Annotated in this window: 21 protein-coding genes; 12 read left to right on the plus strand and 9 right to left on the minus strand. The window is 67.5% G+C overall.

Features of this window, described 5'->3' with window-relative positions; translation table 11 throughout:
- The 3 genes from DDE13_RS18845 to aat all read left to right on the plus strand — a co-directional run.
- On the plus strand, positions 1–311 hold a 311-nt coding region (locus DDE13_RS18845), incomplete at its 5' end, for an acetyl-CoA carboxylase biotin carboxyl carrier protein (RefSeq protein WP_268951266.1).
- An 8-nt stretch (positions 312–319) separates the two neighbouring features.
- Complete coding sequence (accC, locus tag DDE13_RS18850) at positions 320–1,666, plus strand: acetyl-CoA carboxylase biotin carboxylase subunit (protein WP_111405787.1); 1,347 nt, start codon at positions 320–322, stop codon at positions 1,664–1,666.
- Positions 1,667–1,676: 10 nt separating this feature from the next.
- Positions 1,677–2,318 (plus strand): leucyl/phenylalanyl-tRNA--protein transferase, encoded by a 642-nt coding sequence (aat, locus tag DDE13_RS18855; protein WP_111405788.1) that lies wholly within the window; start codon positions 1,677–1,679, stop codon positions 2,316–2,318.
- Here the strand turns inward: aat and DDE13_RS18860 are convergent.
- The 6 genes from DDE13_RS18860 to DDE13_RS18885 all read right to left on the minus strand — a co-directional run bounded on the left by DDE13_RS18860 (position 2,282) and on the right by DDE13_RS18885 (position 6,314).
- On the minus strand, positions 2,282–2,653 hold the full coding sequence (locus tag DDE13_RS18860; protein ID WP_111405789.1) for a DUF2155 domain-containing protein: 372 nt from the start codon (positions 2,651–2,653) through the stop codon (positions 2,282–2,284). The two genes, aat and DDE13_RS18860, sit on opposite strands and share 37 nt — an antisense overlap.
- A complete protein-coding gene (gene mlaD, locus DDE13_RS18865; RefSeq protein WP_111405790.1) occupies positions 2,653–3,099 on the minus strand; it encodes an outer membrane lipid asymmetry maintenance protein MlaD in 447 nt (148 codons plus the stop codon). The genes DDE13_RS18860 and mlaD overlap by 1 nt, the downstream gene beginning before the upstream one ends.
- Before the next feature lie 46 nt (positions 3,100–3,145).
- On the minus strand, positions 3,146–3,520 hold the full coding sequence (locus DDE13_RS18870; RefSeq protein ID WP_111405791.1) for an NADH:ubiquinone oxidoreductase subunit NDUFA12: 375 nt from the start codon (positions 3,518–3,520) through the stop codon (positions 3,146–3,148).
- A gap of 91 nt (positions 3,521–3,611) precedes the next feature.
- Positions 3,612–4,265, minus strand: a complete 654-nt coding sequence (locus tag DDE13_RS18875) for a GNAT family N-acetyltransferase (protein WP_328587853.1) — start codon at positions 4,263–4,265, stop codon at positions 3,612–3,614.
- A gap of 23 nt (positions 4,266–4,288) precedes the next feature.
- Positions 4,289–5,551 carry an ATP-dependent Clp protease ATP-binding subunit ClpX gene (gene clpX, locus DDE13_RS18880; RefSeq protein ID WP_111405792.1) on the minus strand — a complete coding sequence of 421 codons (1,263 nt, stop codon included), beginning with the start codon at positions 5,549–5,551 and terminating at the stop codon, positions 4,289–4,291.
- 130 nt (positions 5,552–5,681) lie between these two features.
- Positions 5,682–6,314 (minus strand): ATP-dependent Clp protease proteolytic subunit, encoded by a 633-nt coding sequence (locus tag DDE13_RS18885; RefSeq protein WP_111405793.1) that lies wholly within the window; start codon positions 6,312–6,314, stop codon positions 5,682–5,684.
- Positions 6,315–6,612: 298 nt separating this feature from the next.
- On the opposite strand from DDE13_RS18885, the gene DDE13_RS18890 reads away from it, so the two are divergent.
- From DDE13_RS18890 to DDE13_RS18905, 4 genes are all read left to right on the plus strand, one after another.
- Positions 6,613–7,839, plus strand: a complete 1,227-nt coding sequence (locus tag DDE13_RS18890) for an FAD-binding domain-containing protein (protein WP_111405794.1) — start codon at positions 6,613–6,615, stop codon at positions 7,837–7,839.
- 295 nt (positions 7,840–8,134) lie between these two features.
- The gene (argE, locus tag DDE13_RS18895; protein WP_111405795.1) at positions 8,135–9,298 is read left to right on the plus strand and encodes an acetylornithine deacetylase; all 1,164 of its coding nucleotides are present in this window, start codon (positions 8,135–8,137) and stop codon (positions 9,296–9,298) included.
- A 71-nt stretch (positions 9,299–9,369) separates the two neighbouring features.
- Positions 9,370–9,813 carry a type II 3-dehydroquinate dehydratase gene (gene aroQ / locus DDE13_RS18900; RefSeq protein WP_111405796.1) on the plus strand — a complete coding sequence of 148 codons (444 nt, stop codon included), beginning with the start codon at positions 9,370–9,372 and terminating at the stop codon, positions 9,811–9,813.
- Positions 9,810–10,559 carry a helix-turn-helix transcriptional regulator gene (locus tag DDE13_RS18905; RefSeq protein WP_111405797.1) on the plus strand — a complete coding sequence of 250 codons (750 nt, stop codon included), beginning with the start codon at positions 9,810–9,812 and terminating at the stop codon, positions 10,557–10,559. Before aroQ ends, DDE13_RS18905 begins: the two co-directional genes overlap by 4 nt.
- 347 nt (positions 10,560–10,906) lie before the next feature.
- Here DDE13_RS18905 and tsf read toward each other — a convergent pair whose 3' ends face one another.
- Both tsf and rpsB read right to left on the minus strand, forming a co-directional pair.
- A complete protein-coding gene (gene tsf, locus DDE13_RS18910) occupies positions 10,907–11,782 on the minus strand; it encodes a translation elongation factor Ts (protein WP_111405798.1) in 876 nt (291 codons plus the stop codon).
- A 193-nt stretch (positions 11,783–11,975) separates the two neighbouring features.
- The gene (gene rpsB, locus DDE13_RS18915) at positions 11,976–12,767 is read right to left on the minus strand and encodes a 30S ribosomal protein S2 (RefSeq protein ID WP_111405799.1); all 792 of its coding nucleotides are present in this window, start codon (positions 12,765–12,767) and stop codon (positions 11,976–11,978) included.
- A 230-nt stretch (positions 12,768–12,997) separates the two neighbouring features.
- On the opposite strand from rpsB, the gene DDE13_RS18920 reads away from it, so the two are divergent.
- The 5 genes from DDE13_RS18920 (at position 12,998) to DDE13_RS18940 (ending at position 16,702) form a co-directional block, all read left to right on the plus strand.
- Entirely contained in the window at positions 12,998–13,351 is a 354-nt protein-coding gene (locus DDE13_RS18920) for a cupin domain-containing protein (RefSeq protein WP_111405800.1), read from the plus strand.
- A gap of 89 nt (positions 13,352–13,440) precedes the next feature.
- Complete coding sequence (locus DDE13_RS18925; RefSeq protein ID WP_111405806.1) at positions 13,441–14,331, plus strand: PfkB family carbohydrate kinase; 891 nt, start codon at positions 13,441–13,443, stop codon at positions 14,329–14,331.
- Positions 14,328–15,251, plus strand: a complete 924-nt coding sequence (locus DDE13_RS18930; protein ID WP_111405801.1) for a pseudouridine-5'-phosphate glycosidase — start codon at positions 14,328–14,330, stop codon at positions 15,249–15,251. Before DDE13_RS18925 ends, DDE13_RS18930 begins: the two co-directional genes overlap by 4 nt.
- Before the next feature lie 97 nt (positions 15,252–15,348).
- A complete protein-coding gene (locus DDE13_RS18935; RefSeq protein WP_111405802.1) occupies positions 15,349–16,083 on the plus strand; it encodes a DUF502 domain-containing protein in 735 nt (244 codons plus the stop codon).
- Positions 16,084–16,093: 10 nt separating this feature from the next.
- A complete protein-coding gene (locus tag DDE13_RS18940; RefSeq protein ID WP_111405803.1) occupies positions 16,094–16,702 on the plus strand; it encodes a LysE/ArgO family amino acid transporter in 609 nt (202 codons plus the stop codon).
- Between the two features lie 18 nt (positions 16,703–16,720).
- Here DDE13_RS18940 and DDE13_RS18945 read toward each other — a convergent pair whose 3' ends face one another.
- A complete protein-coding gene (locus tag DDE13_RS18945) occupies positions 16,721–16,840 on the minus strand; it encodes an entericidin A/B family lipoprotein (protein WP_111405804.1) in 120 nt (39 codons plus the stop codon).
- Between the last annotated feature and the right edge of the window lie 115 nt (positions 16,841–16,955).

A 16,955-nucleotide genomic window follows, 5' to 3' on the forward strand; every position in this document is an offset into this window, starting at 1 on the left:
CGCCCGCGGCCCCCGCCCCGATGCCGGCGGCCGCCGGTGGCGCCGCCGCCGAACCCGCGGACGATCCAGCCGCCCATCCGGGCGCGGTCCCCTCGCCCATGGTCGGCACGGTCTATCTTCAGCCCGAACCGGGGTCTGAACCGTTCATCCGCGTGGGCAGCACGGTCAGCCCGGGCCAGACCATCCTGATCGTCGAAGCGATGAAGACCATGAACCAGATCGCGGCCCCCCATGGCGGCACGGTCACGCGCATCCTCGTGGAAGACGGAAGTCCCGTCGAATACGGCGCGCCGCTGGTCATCATCGAGTGACCGAGCCCATGTTCTCCAAGATCCTCATCGCCAACCGCGGCGAGATCGCCCTGCGCGTCATCCGCGCCTGCCGCGAGATGGGCATTTCCACCGTCGCCGTCCATTCCACCGCCGACACGGATGCCATGCATGTGCGAATGGCCGACGAAGCCGTGTGCATCGGCCCGCCACCCGCGAACCAGAGCTACCTGCACGTGCCCGCGATCATCTCGGCCTGCGAGATCACCGGGGCGGAAGCCATCCATCCGGGTTACGGCTTCCTGTCCGAAAACGCCGCCTTCGTACAGGTGGTGGCCGATCACGGGTTCACCTTCATCGGACCCACGGCGGAGCATATCCGCATCATGGGCGACAAGATCACAGCGAAGGACACGATGAAGGCCCTCGGCGTGCCCTGCGTGCCCGGATCGGACGGTGAGGTGACCGACCTTGACGCCGCGCGCCGCATCGCGGCCGACATCGGCTTTCCCGTGATCGTGAAGGCCACGGCGGGCGGTGGCGGGCGCGGCATGAAGCTCGCGCGCAGCGCTGCGGATCTCGATCACGCGTTCCAGACGGCGCGGACGGAATCCAAGGCCGCCTTCGGCAATGACGCCGTCTATATCGAGAAGTATCTCGACAAGCCCCGGCACATCGAGGTGCAGGTCTTCGGCGACGGCAAGGGCCATGCCGTGCATCTGGGCGAACGGGACTGTTCGCTGCAACGGCGCCACCAGAAGGTGCTGGAAGAAGCCCCTGGACCGGTCATCACGCCAGAGTTGCGCGACCGGATCGGCAAGACCTGCGCCGAGGCCGTGGCGAACATCAACTACGCGGGCGCTGGCACGATCGAGTTTCTCTACGAGGACGGGGAATTCTTCTTCATCGAGATGAACACCCGCCTGCAGGTGGAGCACCCGGTGACGGAGGCCGTGTTCGGTGTCGATCTCGTGCGCGAACAGATCCGCGTGGCGGCCGGGCTGCCGCTGTCGTTCCGACAGGAGGATCTGGAACTCAAGGGCCACTCCATCGAGGTGCGGATCAACGCCGAACGCCTGCCGACATTCAACCCCTGCCCCGGCCGGATCTCGGCCTATCACGCGCCGGGTGGGCTGGGCGTGCGCATGGACAGCGCGCTATACAACGGCTACACGATCCCGCCCTATTACGACAGCCTGATCGGGAAGCTCATCGTCCATGGCCGCGACCGGCCCGAGGCGCTGGCTCGGCTCGACCGCGCGCTGGGGGAGCTGATCGTGGACGGGGTGGATACGACCCTGCCGCTTTTCCGCGAATTGCTTGCCGATCCGGACATCCAGCGCGGCGACTACACGATCCACTGGCTGGAACGCTGGCTCGAACGGGCGCTGGCCTGAGCAGGGTCGGATGGAGCGGGCGGAACTGACCCCGGACCTGCTGCTGAAGGCCTATACGCTCGGGGTATTTCCCATGGCCGAAAGCCGCGAAGACCCGGAGGTTTTCTGGGTCGATCCGCGGCGGCGCGGCATCATGCCCCTGACGGGCTTCCACATCTCGCGATCATTGTCACGGCGGCTGCGGCGCGGGGGGGTCGAGATCACCGTGAACCGGGATTTCGCCGGGACCGTGGAGGGATGCGCGGACCGCCCCGAGACTTGGATCAACGCCACCATCTTCGATCTCTACTGTGCGCTGCACGACAGCGGCTTTGCCCATTCGCTGGAGGTCTGGCGCGAGGGCCGGTTGGTCGGCGGCGTCTACGGCGTCACGCTGGGCGGGGCGTTCTTCGGCGAAAGCATGTTCTCACGCGAAACGGATGCGTCGAAGATCGCGCTCGCCTTTCTCGTGGATCGGTTGAGACAGGCCGGTTTTGCGCTGTTCGACACGCAGTTCACGACGCCGCACCTGCGCAGCCTTGGCGGGCACGATATCCCGCGCGCGGCGTATCACCAGCTGCTTGCTGCGGCTCTTGGACGGTCCTGCGACTTCACGGCGCCCGCGACGCCGGACGGTCAATCGCTGGTGCAGCGCAACACCCAGATATCATAGCGCATGTGGTCGAGCGCGTTGAGCGCTGGGGCCGACGCGATCATCCAGCCATCGAACAGCGCCTGTCCGCTGGCCGTGTCGCGTATGCTGAGAAAGGCATAGGCATCGCCCGTGGGGTTCGCCACCGGGTAGCGGCATTCGCGCAGCTCGATCGACAGCCGCCCGGCGAAGATGACCGCGGCGCCCGCGGGCACCGGAATGTCCGTGGTGCTGCCCGAAAGCCGGTCGAGCCCCCGCAACAGCGCCCCATCGCCCGCCGCGACCTCCTGCCCCGCCGCGGGCAGCGCCGCGCCACCCAGGCAAGCCGCCGCCAGCCAGGCACAAACCCTGCGCATCAGTCGCCGCCGCTGCCCACGAATTTCGACAGAAGCTCGATCAGGCTGATCGATCCTTGCGTGTTCATGACCGTGTCGCCCGGTTCGAAATTGAAGGGCGATCCGCCGGGCTGCACCTCGACGAAGTTGCCGCCCAGAAGCCCCTCGGACGCGATCACGATGGAACTGTCATCGGGCAGGTCGACGCCATCGCGGATCGTCAGGGTCGCATCCGCCCTGAAGGTTTCCGGGTTGAGGCTGATTGCGGTCACGGTGCCCACCTTGACACCCGCCAGCTGCACATCGGTGCCCACGCCCACGCCCTGCGCGGAGCGGAAGCTGGCGGTCAGCGGGTAACCGGCGCGCGATTGCGTCGCACCCACGCTGGACGCCGCATAGGCCAGAAATCCAACGGCCACGGCCAGCACCACGGCGCCCACGGCCAGTTCGGCACGATTCTCGCTCATCGGTTCATTCCTGTCGGCTGTGTTGTCGGTTGCGGCGCGGGCCGGATCATTCTGGCGTCCATGCCTCGTAGTCGCGGCGGTCCGCAGGCACCGGACGGCGCAGCGACCCGTCGGGCGCATAGGCCATCGGCGTGCCCGTCAGGTTCTCGAGATGCGGTTTTTCCCACGCCTTGCGCTTGATCTCGCGCTTGGTCGGCGGTTCGTCCCATGTGTGGTGCAGCCAGCCGTGCCAATCGGGGCTCACGCGGCTCGCTTCGGCCTCGCCGTTGAAAATGACCCAGCGCCGCTTGCCGTCGCGCGTTTCATAGAACGTGTTGCCCTGATTGTCCTCGCCCACCTTCACGCCGTTCTTCCGGGTATACCACTGGGTCCCGAGGGTCTGACCATTCCACCAGGTCACGGCACGCAAAAGCATATTCATCGCAGGCTCCCGTTCCGAACTGCGTCCCGTATCCCGCATTCGGCGCCAAAGGTCCAGCGGTGCGCGCCCGCCAAATGCCGCAGGCCGGGCATCAGGACAGCATCGGAACATCGGGTGCCGCGTCGACCGGCAACAGCCCGGTGAGCCGCGGGTCCGGTGCCACCTCCACCCGGCGCGCGACCGGAACGAAACCGGATCGGATGTAGAACGGCAACGCCGCGGGGTGATCGAACGTACAGGTATGGACATGGAACCGGTCGATGGGCGCCGCCCAGGCCCGCGCCAGCGCCGCCTGCATCAGCAGACTACCCGCGCCCCGACCCTGCAACGCCGCAGCGACACCAAAGAACGCCAGCTCGCACGCGCCCGGCGTGCGGAAGTCCAGTTCCAGCAGCCCGACATCGCGCCCGCCTTCATCGCGCAACACGCGGATTTCAACGGCCGGGTCTGTGAGGATGGCCGCCAGATCGGCGCCCGGCATCGCCAGCCGCGAAAACCAGAGCCAGTCGCGCCCGATCTCGGTGAACAGGTGTCGGTACCAGTCCGGCGCCGGGGTCTTCACCTGAACCAGCGAGTGGCCCGGCAGCGGCGCCAAGGGGCGGGACGGTGGCGGCCTGCGCATCTCGAGAACCGTGACCACGGCGGCCAGGCATCCCGGCGGCACATCGTGAAACCCTGCGGTCAGCATGTCGGACCGTTCCTTTCGTCCGGCAAAGGAAAACGCGCGCCCGAAGGCGCGCGCCATGTGGTCGCATCGCTCTGGGCAAGCTACCCCGCGCTGACCGGTTCGCCCTTGCGGTCGGCATAGATCAGCAGCGGCTGCGCGTCCGAACTCACCGCCTCTTCGTTCACGACGACCTCTTCCACGCCCTGCGCCGTCGGCAGATCGAACATCGTATCGAGAAGGATGTCCTCCATGATGGACCGCAGGCCGCGCGCCCCGGTCTTGCGGGCGATGGCGCGCTTCGCGATGGCCTTCAGCGCATCGTCCGTGAAGGTCAGCCGCGCGTCTTCCAGTTCGAACAGGCGCTGATACTGCTTCACCAGCGCGTTCTTCGGCAGAGTCAGGATGGTGACCAGCGCATCCTCGTCCAGGTCCTCCAGCGTGGCGATCACCGGCAGGCGGCCGACGAATTCGGGGATCAGCCCGAATTTCAGCAAATCCTCAGGCTCCAGCTCGGTCAGCGTTTCGCCGATGCCGCGGTTGCTGTCGTCCTTCACGTCCGCGCCGAACCCGATGCCCGACCCCTTGCCGCGCCGCGAGATGATCTTGTCCAGTCCCGCGAACGCACCGCCGCAGATGAACAGGATGTTCGTCGTGTCCACCTGCAGGAATTCCTGCTGCGGATGCTTCCGCCCGCCCTGCGGCGGCACGGAGGCCACGGTGCCCTCCATGATCTTCAGCAGCGCCTGCTGCACGCCTTCGCCCGAAACATCGCGGGTGATGGATGGATTGTCGGACTTGCGGGTGATCTTGTCGACCTCGTCGATATAGACGATGCCGCGCTGTGCGCGTTCCACGTTGTACTCGCTGGCTTGCAGGAGCTTGAGGATGATGTTCTCGACATCCTCGCCCACATACCCCGCCTCCGTCAGCGTGGTCGCGTCGGCCATGGTGAAGGGCACGTCCAGAATGCGCGCCAGGGTCTGCGCCAGCAACGTCTTGCCGCAGCCCGTCGGGCCGATCAGCAGGATGTTGGACTTCGCCAGTTCCACATCCGCCTTGGCCGCATTGTTGAGCCGTTTGTAGTGGTTGTGCACCGCCACGGACAACACGCGCTTGGCATGCATCTGCCCGATCACGTAATCGTCAAGCACATCGCAGATCTCGCGCGGGGTCGGCACGCCCTCGGACGATTTCAGGCCCGTCGCCTTGGTCTCTTCCCGGATGATGTCCATGCACAACTCGACGCATTCGTCGCAGATGAACACCGTCGGCCCGGCGATGAGTTTGCGCACTTCGTGCTGGCTCTTGCCGCAGAAGCTGCAATAGAGCGTGTTCTTGCCGTCGCCGCTCGTGTTGTTTGCCATCCGTACCTCCGGGGCCGCCCGTCCGTCCTGTCCTGTCGCGTGTCTGTCACACAAACTAGGGCAGCACGGAACCGGCCACAATGTCAAATTTCCGCGCCGTGACCGAAGGTCCGACGCGCCGTCCCATGGCTTACTTCGCTGGATCGTCGGGCTGTGCGCGGCTCGTGACGATCTCGTCGATGTGGCCCCAGTCCTTCGCTTCTTCCGGGGTCATCCACTTGTCCCGATCGAGCGCCTGCCGCACCGTGTCGTAATCCTGTCCGGTGTGCCGCATGTACAGCTGATAGAACCGCTCCCGCGTCGCCTCGATGTGCCGGGACTGGATCAGGATATCCTCTGCCGTCCCCTGGCTGCCGCCCGATGGCTGATGCACCAGAAACTCGGAGTTCGGCAGCGAATAGCGCATGCCCTTTTCCCCGCCCAGGGCGATCACCGATCCCATCGACGCCGCAAGACCGCAGACGAGCGTGGACACCTTCGGCTTGATGTACTGCATCGTGTCGTAGATGCTCATTCCCGCGATCACCGACCCGCCGGGCGAGTTGATGTACATCGAGATTTCCTTGGACGGGTTCTCCGCCTCCAGGTGCAGAAGCTGCGCCACGATCAGGCTCGACATGCCGTCATGCACCGGACCGTTCACGAAGATGATCCGTTCCTTCAGCAGCCGCGAGAAGATGTCATAGGCACGTTCCCCGCGCGAGGTCTGCTCCACCACCATGGGGACCAGCGTGTTCATGTAGGTCTCGATCGGGTCGCTCATGTGCTCGTGCCTCTTGTTGCCGGGTGCCTGCGCACCGCCCTGCTGACCCCGGAGTCTTAGTCGTGCCATTGGGGGCCTGCAAGGCGATGCGCGCGCAAATCCGCACCGCGTCGCGGCAGCCCCTGCCCGCGAGGGTTCGCCAAGGCCGGTAAAGGCTTGGTAAAGCCCGCCTGCGCCACTGCGATGCCGCTGCACGCGGCCCGTGCAGCGCTGCCCCGCGCCACGCCGAGCAGCCGGCGCCTTGAAGGCGGGGCGCCCTGCGATACCTGCCTGAGCCAGACGCGACAGGAGTTGCCGCATGACGTTCGAACCCACTCGCGCCGCCGGGCTGAAGGCGCTCGCGGATTTTCTGCCCAAGGCGGGTGGATCCTACGCCGCCAGACGAAATTACGATCTCGGAGCGGCGGGGCATCCCCATGTGTCACGGCTCTCCCCCTGGATGCGCCACAGGCTGGTCTCCGAGACCGAGGTCCTGCGCGCCGTGCTCGGACGCCACAGCGCATCCGCCGCCGAGAAGTTCATCCAGGAAGTCTACTGGCGCACCTACTGGAAGGGCTGGCTGGAGATGCGCCCCGGCGTGTGGCGGCAGTATCGCGACGGGGTGGCCGCCGCGCGCAACCGTCTTGCGACCGAAGGCGGGCTGCGACGGGACTGGGAAGCCGCATGCACGGGCGACACGGGGATCGATTGTTTCGATCACTGGGCGCGCGAACTGGTTGCGACCGGCTACCTGCACAATCACGCGCGCATGTGGTTCGCCTCCATCTGGGTCTTCACCCTGCGCCTGCCGTGGGAGTTGGGGGCGGATTTCTTCCTGCGCCACCTCCTCGACGGCGATCCGGCGTCGAATACGCTGGGCTGGCGCTGGGTCGCGGGGATTCAGACGCCGGGCAAGACCTATCTCGCGCGGCCCGACAACATCGCGCGCTACACCGAAGGGCGGTTCGATCCCCGCGGACAACTGGCGGAACATGCCGACCCGATCCCGGCGCCGCCCCCGCCGCCGCGGATGGCGGCGCCAACGGGGGATCGGCCCGATCCGGCACTGCGGACCGGCTGGCTGATGACCGAGGACGACCTGCTCGCCGGGTTCCCCGACCTGCCGCCGGGCGATGCGGGCTTGCCGCTCTGTCTCATGCCCTGCGACGACCTGCGCAGTCCCCTGGCGACGGCGCCGCATGTCCGCGGGTTCACGGCTGCCGCCATGGGCGACGCCGCTGCCCGGCACGCGGGCATGTTCGCCGAACCGGTCACCGCGTCCGGCCACGGCCGCATCGAACAGGTTCTGGACTGGGCCGCGACCCGCGGATTGCGGCAGGTCGTGATGCCCCATGCCCCCGCGGGCCCGGCCGGCGATGCCTGCGGGGACCTGTGCAAAGCCCTTGCCGCGGAAGGGATCGCACTTCGCCGCATACTCCGCCCCCATGACGCGCGGGCCTGGCCCCACGCCACCCACGGCTTCTTCCGCTTCAAGGAAAAGATCCCGGCGCTTCTGGCCGATCTCGGCGGGTTGCGCGCCGCCTGACCCGCCGGGACAGGACGCCGGATCTGGACAACAGGGGTGCGGGGGCAGCGCCCCCGCCCACGGCGCCGCGGCATCGCGGCGCAAGGCATCGTGTCACGCCGCAGGCGTGGCCGTGCGGCAGAAGCTCATGTGACGACGCAGGCGTGAGCGCCCTATGGTCGGGAGGCATCAGCGCGCAGCGCCCCGTGGTCGGCCCGACGGCGCCGCACCTGCACTTTCCATGACGGTTCATGCCGTCCATACTCGGACCCTTAGCGAAACTGCGCGCCCGCGCGCCCGATCGACCCGAAGGCCCATGACAGACCTTGCCCAGACCATAGACCTGCTCGACCGCCTCGTGGCCTTTCCCACGGTCTCCGCGGACAGCAATATCGAGATGATCGCCGCCCTGGCCGAACGGCTGGAGGACGCGGGCGCGCGCTGCGACATCATGCTCGACCATGGCGGGCACAAGGCGAACCTGTTCGCCACGATCGGCCCGGACGCCCCCGGAGGGATCGTTCTGTCGGGCCATAGCGACGTGGTGCCGGTCGCGGACCAGCCCTGGACCAGCGATCCCTTCGCATTGCGCCATGACGGGCAACACCTGTTCGGTCGCGGCACCTGCGACATGAAGGGCTTCATCGCCTGCGCCGTCGCGATGGCCCCGGTCTTTGCCGACCGTCCGCTCGCCCGCCCCATCCATTTCGCCTTCACCCATGACGAGGAAGTCGGCTGCCTTGGCGCCCGCGCGCTGTGCGCCGCACTCGCGGACCGCGACATCCGCCCCGCCATGGCGATCATCGGCGAGCCGACCGAGATGCAGGTCATCGACGGGCACAAGGGCTGCTGCGAATACAGTACCCATTTCACCGGCCTCGAAGGGCACGGCTCGGACCCGGATCGGGGCGTGAACGCCGTCGAGCACGCCGCACGCTACGTCATGCGGCTGATGGACCTGCGCGACCGGCTCAGGGCCCGCGCGCCGCAGCCGCCCGCTTTCGACCCGCCGCACACCACCATCAACGTGGGCGGGCTGACCGGCGGGGTGGGCCACAACGTCATCGCGGGCCGCGCGCGGATCGACTGGGAAATGCGCCCGGTCCAGCCCGGCGACGCGCAGTTCGTCCATGACGATCTCGACCGCTTCTGCACGACCGTCCTGCTGCCCGCCATGCGGGCGATCCATCTCGGTGCCACAATAGACACGGAGGTCGTGGGGGAGGTCGCGGGGCTGTCACCTGCGACGACCAACGCCGCGCGCGATCTCATGGTGGCGCTCACGGGCCGCAACGACGTGGGCACCGTGCCCTTCGGCACCGAGGCCGGACTGTTCCAGGCGCTCGGCATGTCGGCGGTCGTCTGCGGGCCGGGCAGCATCGCGCAGGCGCACAAGGCTGACGAATTCATCGAAATCGCGCAGATCGACCAGTGTCTCGGCTGGCTCGGCCGCCTGGCGGACCGTGCCTGCACCGCCTGACTGCCCCGATTGACGTAACTCTCGACACAGGCCTCGCCGCATGTAATCAACGTTTCAAAAGCGGGGCCAGCATGCCGACAGTCCTTGTCCTGAATGGACCGAACCTGAACCTTCTCGGACACCGCCAGCCCGAGGTCTACGGGCGCACGACCCTGGCCGAGATCGAGGCGATGTGCATCGACACGGGCGCGGCGTTGGGTCTGTCGGTGGACTGCCTGCAATCCAATCACGAAGGTGCCCTGATCGACGCGATCCACGACTGCCGCGGCACGCGCGACGGGATCGTGCTGAATGCCGGGGCCTACACGCATACCTCCGTCGCGCTGATGGATGCCATCGTCTCGGCCGAGGTGCCCGTCGTCGAACTGCACCTGTCCAACATCCACGCGCGCGAACCGTTCCGCCACCACAGCTACATCGCGCCGGTGGCCATCGGCCAGATCTGCGGCTTCGGCCCCGCGGGATACAGTCTGGCGTTGCAGGCGCTGGCACAGCATCTTGGGTGCGACGGATGAGCCTTCTGGACGATATCGAGACGATCAGCGACGCGGCGACCGTGGAGGCCGTCTGGGACGTGCTGGTGGACCGGCTCGGGCGGCACGGATTCGACCGGCTCATGTACGGGCTGACACGATACAAGACGGCGAGTTCCTTCGGCGACCCGCAGGACATGCTGATCCTGACGAACCACCCGCCCGCCTATACGGACCGCTTCATCGGCGACGCGATGTATTTTCACGCACCCATGGTGCGCTGGTCCGAAGAAAACGTGGGCGCCTGCGGCTGGCGCTGGGTGCAGGACAATTTCGACAGCTTCACACCCGCCGAACGCAAGGTGTTGGATTTCAACAGGTCCATGGGTGTCATCGCGGGTTACACGATCAGCTTTCCCCACTCCTCCCATCGCTGCCGCGGCGCGATGGCACTGACGGCACGTGCAGGCATGGCGCAGCACGAAGTGGACGCGATCTGGGCCGAACAGGGCCGCGAGATCCACGCGCTCTGCAATGTCGCGCATCTCAAACTGATGTCGCTGCCCTATTCCGGGTCGCGCCGGGCCCTGACCCGTCGCCAGCGCGAGGTGCTGGAATGGGTGGGCGACGGCAAGACGATGCAGGACATCGCCGACATCATGGGCCTGACCCCGGCCACGATCGAAAAGCATCTGCGACTGGCGCGCGACGCGCTGGACGTGGACACCACTGCGCAGGCCGTGATGAAGGTGTCGCTCCAGAACCAGATTTTCCGGTTGGAACCCTGACCGCGACGCAAGGTCAGGAATATCCGACTATCGTCGTGCCGCCCGATACGCGATCACGGGAGCGTTCCCATGCTGGCGGCCGCAGGGCCGGGGGACCGCCCGGGCGGATCCGCGATTACGGAAACCCGCCGGGCGACCTGCCCCGGCATGGGCCGGGGCGCACCGACGCGGCGCAGTCCATTCCGTGCGTTGCCGCGCCGGGACCGGCGACGGCCGCGGGGCCTCCCGCCGCATGGCCGTTGCCGGAATTGGAAAGGCCGGTGCGGGTTTCCCCGATGCACCGGCCTTTTCGCATTATGTCGGTATCCGTGCGGCGCATGGGCGACACGCCGCACAGGAGCGGAGGTTCAGCCCTGCGAGACCTTGGCAACCTCTGCGGCGAAGTCTTCCGCGACCTTCTCGATGCCTTCACCCACTTCGAGCCGGGCGAAGCCGGTGATCGTCACGCCAGCCTCGGCCGCCGCGGCACCCACCGTCAGGTCCGGGTTCACGACGAAGGGCTGGTTGAGCAGCGTCACCTCGGCGAAGAACTTCTTCATCCGGCCTTCGATCATCTTCTCGATCACGCCTTCGGGCTTGCCGCTTTCGCGCGCCTGTTCGGTCAGGACGGTCTTTTCACGCTCGGCCAGCGCCGGGTCCACGCTGCTTTCGTCCAGTGCGGCAGGATTGATCGCCGCCACATGCATGGCCACCTGGCGGCCGAATTCGGCATTGTCGCCGGTCATCGCCACGAGAACGCCGATCTTGCCCATGCCGTCCGTGGCGGCATTGTGCACGTAGGACACGACCTTTTCGCCTTCGATGGCAACCATGCGACGGACCGACATGTTCTCGCCGATCGTGGCGATCTTTTCCGTGATCGTCGCCTCGACCGACTTACCGGCCATGTCCGCGGCCTTCAGGGCATCGACATCCGACACGGTCAGCGCAACACCGGCGATGGATTTCACCATCGACTGGAACTCGGCGTTCTTGGCGACGAAATCGGTTTCCGAGTTCACTTCGACCGCGATGCCGCGGCCGCCATCGACCGCGACAGCCACGAGCCCTTCGGCGGCGGTGCGGCCGGATTTTTTCGCGGCCTTGGCCAGACCCTTGGTGCGCAGCCAGTCCACCGCGGCTTCCATGTCGCCCGCGGTTTCGGTCAGGGCTTTCTTGGCGTCCATCATGCCCGCGCCGGTCATTTCGCGCAGTTCTTTGACCAATGCTGCTGTAATTGCCATGGCTGGCTCCTCTGGTTCGTGCATGGACCTGCCGGGCTGCCTAGCCGCGGCGGGTGACAGTTTCGTGTCGCCCGGAACGGGCGCGGTCATGTCGCCCGGAACAGGCGCGAGATGCCGACCCTCGCGGGCACGGTCTGGACGGTCCCGGGCAGGTGGCGTTCCCCGCGCGCTGGCGCAGGGACCGGCACGGGGATCAGGTGGTGGCGGCTTCGCCTTCGGCGGTGGCCGCGTCGGCGTCCGCGACGGCCTCTTCCTCCAGGCCTTCCTCGAACTCGCCCAGATCGATGCCCGCGGCGCCCATCTGCGCGGTCATGCCGGACAGCGCGGCACGGGCCACGAGATCGCAGTAAAGCGCGATGGCGCGGGCGGCATCGTCATTGCCGGGGATGATGTAGTCCACGCCGTCGGGGGAGCAGTTGGTATCGACAACGGCCACGACCGGGATACCCAGCTTCTTGGCTTCGAGGATCGCCAGATCCTCTTTCTTCACGTCGATCACGAACAGCATGTCCGGCACGCCGCCCATGTCGCGGATACCGCCGAGGCTGGCCTGCAGCTTGCCCTGCTCGCGCTCGATGCTCAGCCGCTCACGCTTGGTCAGGCCGAGCGCGCCGCCGGCCATCTGCTCGTCGATCGCCTTGAGCCGCCCGATCGAGTTCGACACGGTCTTCCAGTTGGTCAGCGTGCCGCCGAGCCAGCGGTGGTTCATGTAATACTGTGCGCATTTTTCCGCGGCTTCGGCCACGGGCTTCTGCGCCTGGCGCTTGGTGCCGACGAACAGCACGCGCCCGCCACGGGCGACGGTCTCGCGCACCGCGTTGAGCGCCGCGTCAAGCATCGGCGCCGTCTGCGTCAGGTCGATGATGTGGATACCGTTGCGGTCACCGTAGATATACGGTGCCATGCGGGGGTTCCAGCGTTGGGTCTGGTGACCAAAGTGCACGCCAGCTTCCAGAAGCTGACGCAGAGTGAAATCGGGCGTCATGTCCGTTCTCCTTTTCCGGTTTGCGCCTCGGCGGGGTGTGAGGGCGAATGCCCAACCGGTGGACCCTATGGGGATGTCTCCCCCAACGGACCCGACCCTGCCTGCGAAGTGTGGCTGGCCATAGACCACGCGTTCGGGATTGACAAGCCCCGTCGCCTGCGTGCCGCTTGACGTGCCGGTCCGCGGATCGCACGCTCTGGGCGACCCGACCCAGACCCGGAGCTGCCCCGATGTTCCCCGCCTTCATCGACGCCCTGCCCGCGCTCGACATCCCCTTCCCCGAGGACGCGGTCAGCGCCCGCGCCCTGCGCTCCGACCGGGGGCTGGTGGTGTTCTTCACCTTCCACAAGGACGTCGTGCTGCCCGAACATGCACACGGTCCGCAATGGGGTACACTGGTCGCGGGAGAACTGACCATGACCATCGACGGTCACAGCCGGACCATGCGGCCCGGCGACCATTGGGACCTTCCGGACGGCGTGCCCCACAGCGTGAAGATCGCCGCGGGGTCGGTCGTGATCGATGCCTTCGCCGAACCGGATCGCTACCCGCTTCGGGGAGAATCCGCGCGGGATCACCCCTGATCAGGCCCGAAATCGATCCGGCCCCGGCTGCGACGCACCCTGCGCATCGGCGCTTGTCAAAGCCCGCGGCGCGCGCCACCAAGGGCGGCATGACAGACACGCGCCCCATCCCCTGCATCGGTTCCGTCCTGTGGGACATCATTGGCCGACACGTCCATCCCATGCGTCGCGGCGACGACCGGCCCGGCCGGATCGTGCGCATTCCCGGCGGGGTGGCGTTCAACGTCGCGCGCGAACTGGCGCGGCTGGGGCGCCATCCGACCGCGCTGACCTGCATCGGCACCGACCCCGAAGGCGCGGAACTGGTCGCCGCCTGCGCCGCAGCGGGGGTGGATACGTCTCTGGCACTGCGCCGGGCGGACTTGCCCACCGACCGCTACATGGCGATCGAGGCCGCGAACGGGCTGGTCGCCGCCATCGCCGATGCCCATGCCCTTGAGGCGGCGGGCGCCAAGATCCTCGCGCCCCTGTCGGACGGGCGGCTGGGCAGCGCCGCGGCGCCTTTTGCCGGTCCGGTGGTGTTGGATGGCAACCTGAGCGCGGCGCTTCTTGCCGAAATCGCGGACTCGCCATTCCTCGCGGCGGCGGACCTGCGGATCGTCCCGGCCTCCCCGGGCAAGGCGGAGCGGCTGGCACCGCTGCTGGCGCTGCCCAATGCGACCTTCTATCTGAACCTCGAAGAGGCTTCGATCCTGGCCGATATGGGATTCATCCACACCGCCGACGCCGCGCGCCACCTGTGCGCCGCGGGAAGCGCACGGGTGCTGGTCACGGACGGCGCGCGCCCCGCGGCGGATGCGGGGGCCCATGGCGTTCTGACCGCCCAGCCGCCCATGGTGGAACCGCGCTGCATCACCGGCGCGGGCGACACCTTCATGGCCGCGCACCTTGCAGCGGAAACCGCGGGCCATTCCCCCGCCTTCGCGCTGGAGGCCGCGTTGCAGGCCGCCGCGACCCACGTGGCCGGAGACCCGTCATGACCCACGCCCTGCCCGTCACCTATGGCGCCGAGGTTGCCGCGGCCCGCGTGCGCGGTGCACCGCTTGTCGCGCTGGAAAGCACGATCATCACGCACGGGATGCCGTGGCCCGACAATCTCGACATGGCCCGCCGGGTCGAGGCCGCGGTGCGCGACGGGGGCGCCACCCCTGCCACCATCGCTGTCCTCGACGGGGTTCTGCATGTGGGGCTCGACGACGCGGCGCTGACCGCGCTGGCGCAGGCGCAGGGCGTGGCGAAACTGTCCCGCGCGGACCTGGCCGCCTGCATGGCCACGGGCGGGACCGGGGCGACGACCGTCGCGGCCACGATGATCGCCGCCCGCATCGCGGGCATCGGCACATTCGCCACCGGCGGCATCGGCGGCGTGCATGCTGGGGCCGAAACCAGCTTCGACATTTCCGCGGACCTTCAGGAACTGGCACAGACGCCGGTGACGGTGGTCTGCGCAGGCGCGAAGGCGATCCTCGATCTGCCCAAGACGTTCGAGGTTCTGGAAACGCTGGGCGTGCCGGTCATCGCCGTGGGACAGAACGTACTGCCGGCATTCTGGTCGCGCAGCGGTCCGATCCCCGCGCCGCTGAGGATGGACGACCCGGCCGCCATCGCGCGGGCTGCACGAATGCGCGCAGTGCTGGGGCTGCCCGGCGGGCAACTGGTGGCGCTTCCGATCCCGGAGGACGACGAGATTCCGGTCGACCTGCTGGCCCCGGTCATCGCGCAGGCACAGGCCGATGCCACGGCACAAGGGATTGCGGCCAAGGCCGTCACCCCCTTCCTGCTGTCCCGGATTTTCGACCTGACCGAGGGCCGCTCGCTGACGGCGAATATCGCGCTTGTGCTCAACAACGCCCGTTTCGCAGCCCGTATCGCCTGCGCAATGTGCGACGCGCCCGAATAATCGGCATGACGGCGCCGGTCAGACGGTGCAGCCCGTTGTGACCCGTGCCCCGAGCCTCTACATCCTGCTCAATCACCCTTCGCAGCCGTGAGTCCCGATGCTCGACCCGCTTGACCCGCACCATCACGATCACGATCACGACCGCAAGAAGCCGGGGCCGTTCGCGGGCCTGCGCGCGTCATTTCTGACGGGGCTGGTGGTCGTCCTGCCCATCGCGCTGACCATCCTTCTGTTGTGGAACATCGTCGGCTGGATCGACGGCGTGGTGCTGCCGCTGGTGCCCGGTGCATGGCGGCCCGAACAGTATATCGGGATCAACCTGCGCGGCGTGGGCGTGATCTTCTTCTTCCTCTTCACCGTGCTGATCGGCTGGATCGCCAAGGGGCTGATCGGGCGGTCGTTGCTGCGGTGGGCCGAGGGGCTGGTGGACCAGATGCCCGTTGTCCGGTCGATCTACAACGGGCTGAAGCAGATCGCGGAAACCGTGTTCGCCCAGCAGGACAGCAGCTTCGACAAGGCGTGCATCGTGGAGTACCCCCGCAAGGGCATCTTCGCGATCGGCTTCGTGTCCACCACCGCCAAGGGCGAGATCAGCCGCGTCGCGGGCGCGGGTGAACCGCTTCTGAGCGTGTTCGTGCCGACCACGCCCAACCCGACATCCGGGTTTCTGCTGTTCTTCCGCGAAAGCGAGGTCACGATGCTCGACATGAGCATAGAGGACGCCGCAAAGCTGGTGATCTCGGCCGGACTCGTCTACCCGGAGGACAAGCAGCGCGAACCGGCGCCCGTGACGCGCGTTCCCGATCGTGCGGTCCGCGAGAGCTGGCGCTGAGCCACACGGCATGCTCGCACCGCTGACGGTGGGGTTCGCCACCGGATTGTCGCTGATCCTGGCCATCGGGGCACAGAACGCCTTCGTGTTGCGCCAAGGGCTGATGCGGCGGCATGTCCTGCCGCTGGTGATGTTCTGCGCGGTCTCCGACGCGGTCCTGATCGCCGCCGGGGTTGCGGGCTTCGGCGTGTTGGCCACTCGCTGGCCCGCCTTTCCCGACCTGATGGCCGCGGCAGGCGCGGCGTTCCTGGTGGTCTACGGCGCGCTGCGTCTGCGGGCGGCGTGGCGTGGCGATGGCGCGCTCGATCCTGGCGGGCAGGCCCCGACACTGGCAGCCACCCTGGGGACGGCAGCGGCTTTCACCTGGCTCAACCCGCATGTCTATCTCGATACCGTCGGCCTGATCGGCGCGGTCTCCACGCAATTCGAGGGTCCGGCGCGGTTGGCCTTCGGCACGGGTGCGGTCACCGCGTCCTTCGCGTTCTTCTTCGCGCTCGGGTTCGGTGCACGGGGGCTGGCACCCTTGTTGAGCACGCGCCGGGCGTGGCGCATGCTCGATGCCGGGATCGGGCTTGTGATGTGGGCCTTGGCCGCGAAGTTGCTGGCCGGGCTGGGCTGACGCCCGCGGGCGTCAGGATTACTGCGCCGCACCCTCGATGGTCTGCCCGGCGCGCTGGATGTCCTGCCCCGCGCCGCGCACGGTGTTGCATCCGGCCACGACGCTCAACGCGACCAGAACCACTGCCAGTTTCCGCATATGCCTGCCTCCTTGCTGCTTTTGCCCGACATTGCCACGGGCTGCGATGCGGTGTCTAGAGCGTGTCGCGTTTAATCGGTTCCGTATCCGGCGGCCTTGAAGAAGTTGTAGCACT

The sequence above is a fragment of the Meridianimarinicoccus zhengii genome (genome assembly GCF_003254465.1).
GTDB classification, from domain to species: Bacteria; Pseudomonadota; Alphaproteobacteria; order Rhodobacterales; family Rhodobacteraceae; genus Meridianimarinicoccus; species Meridianimarinicoccus zhengii.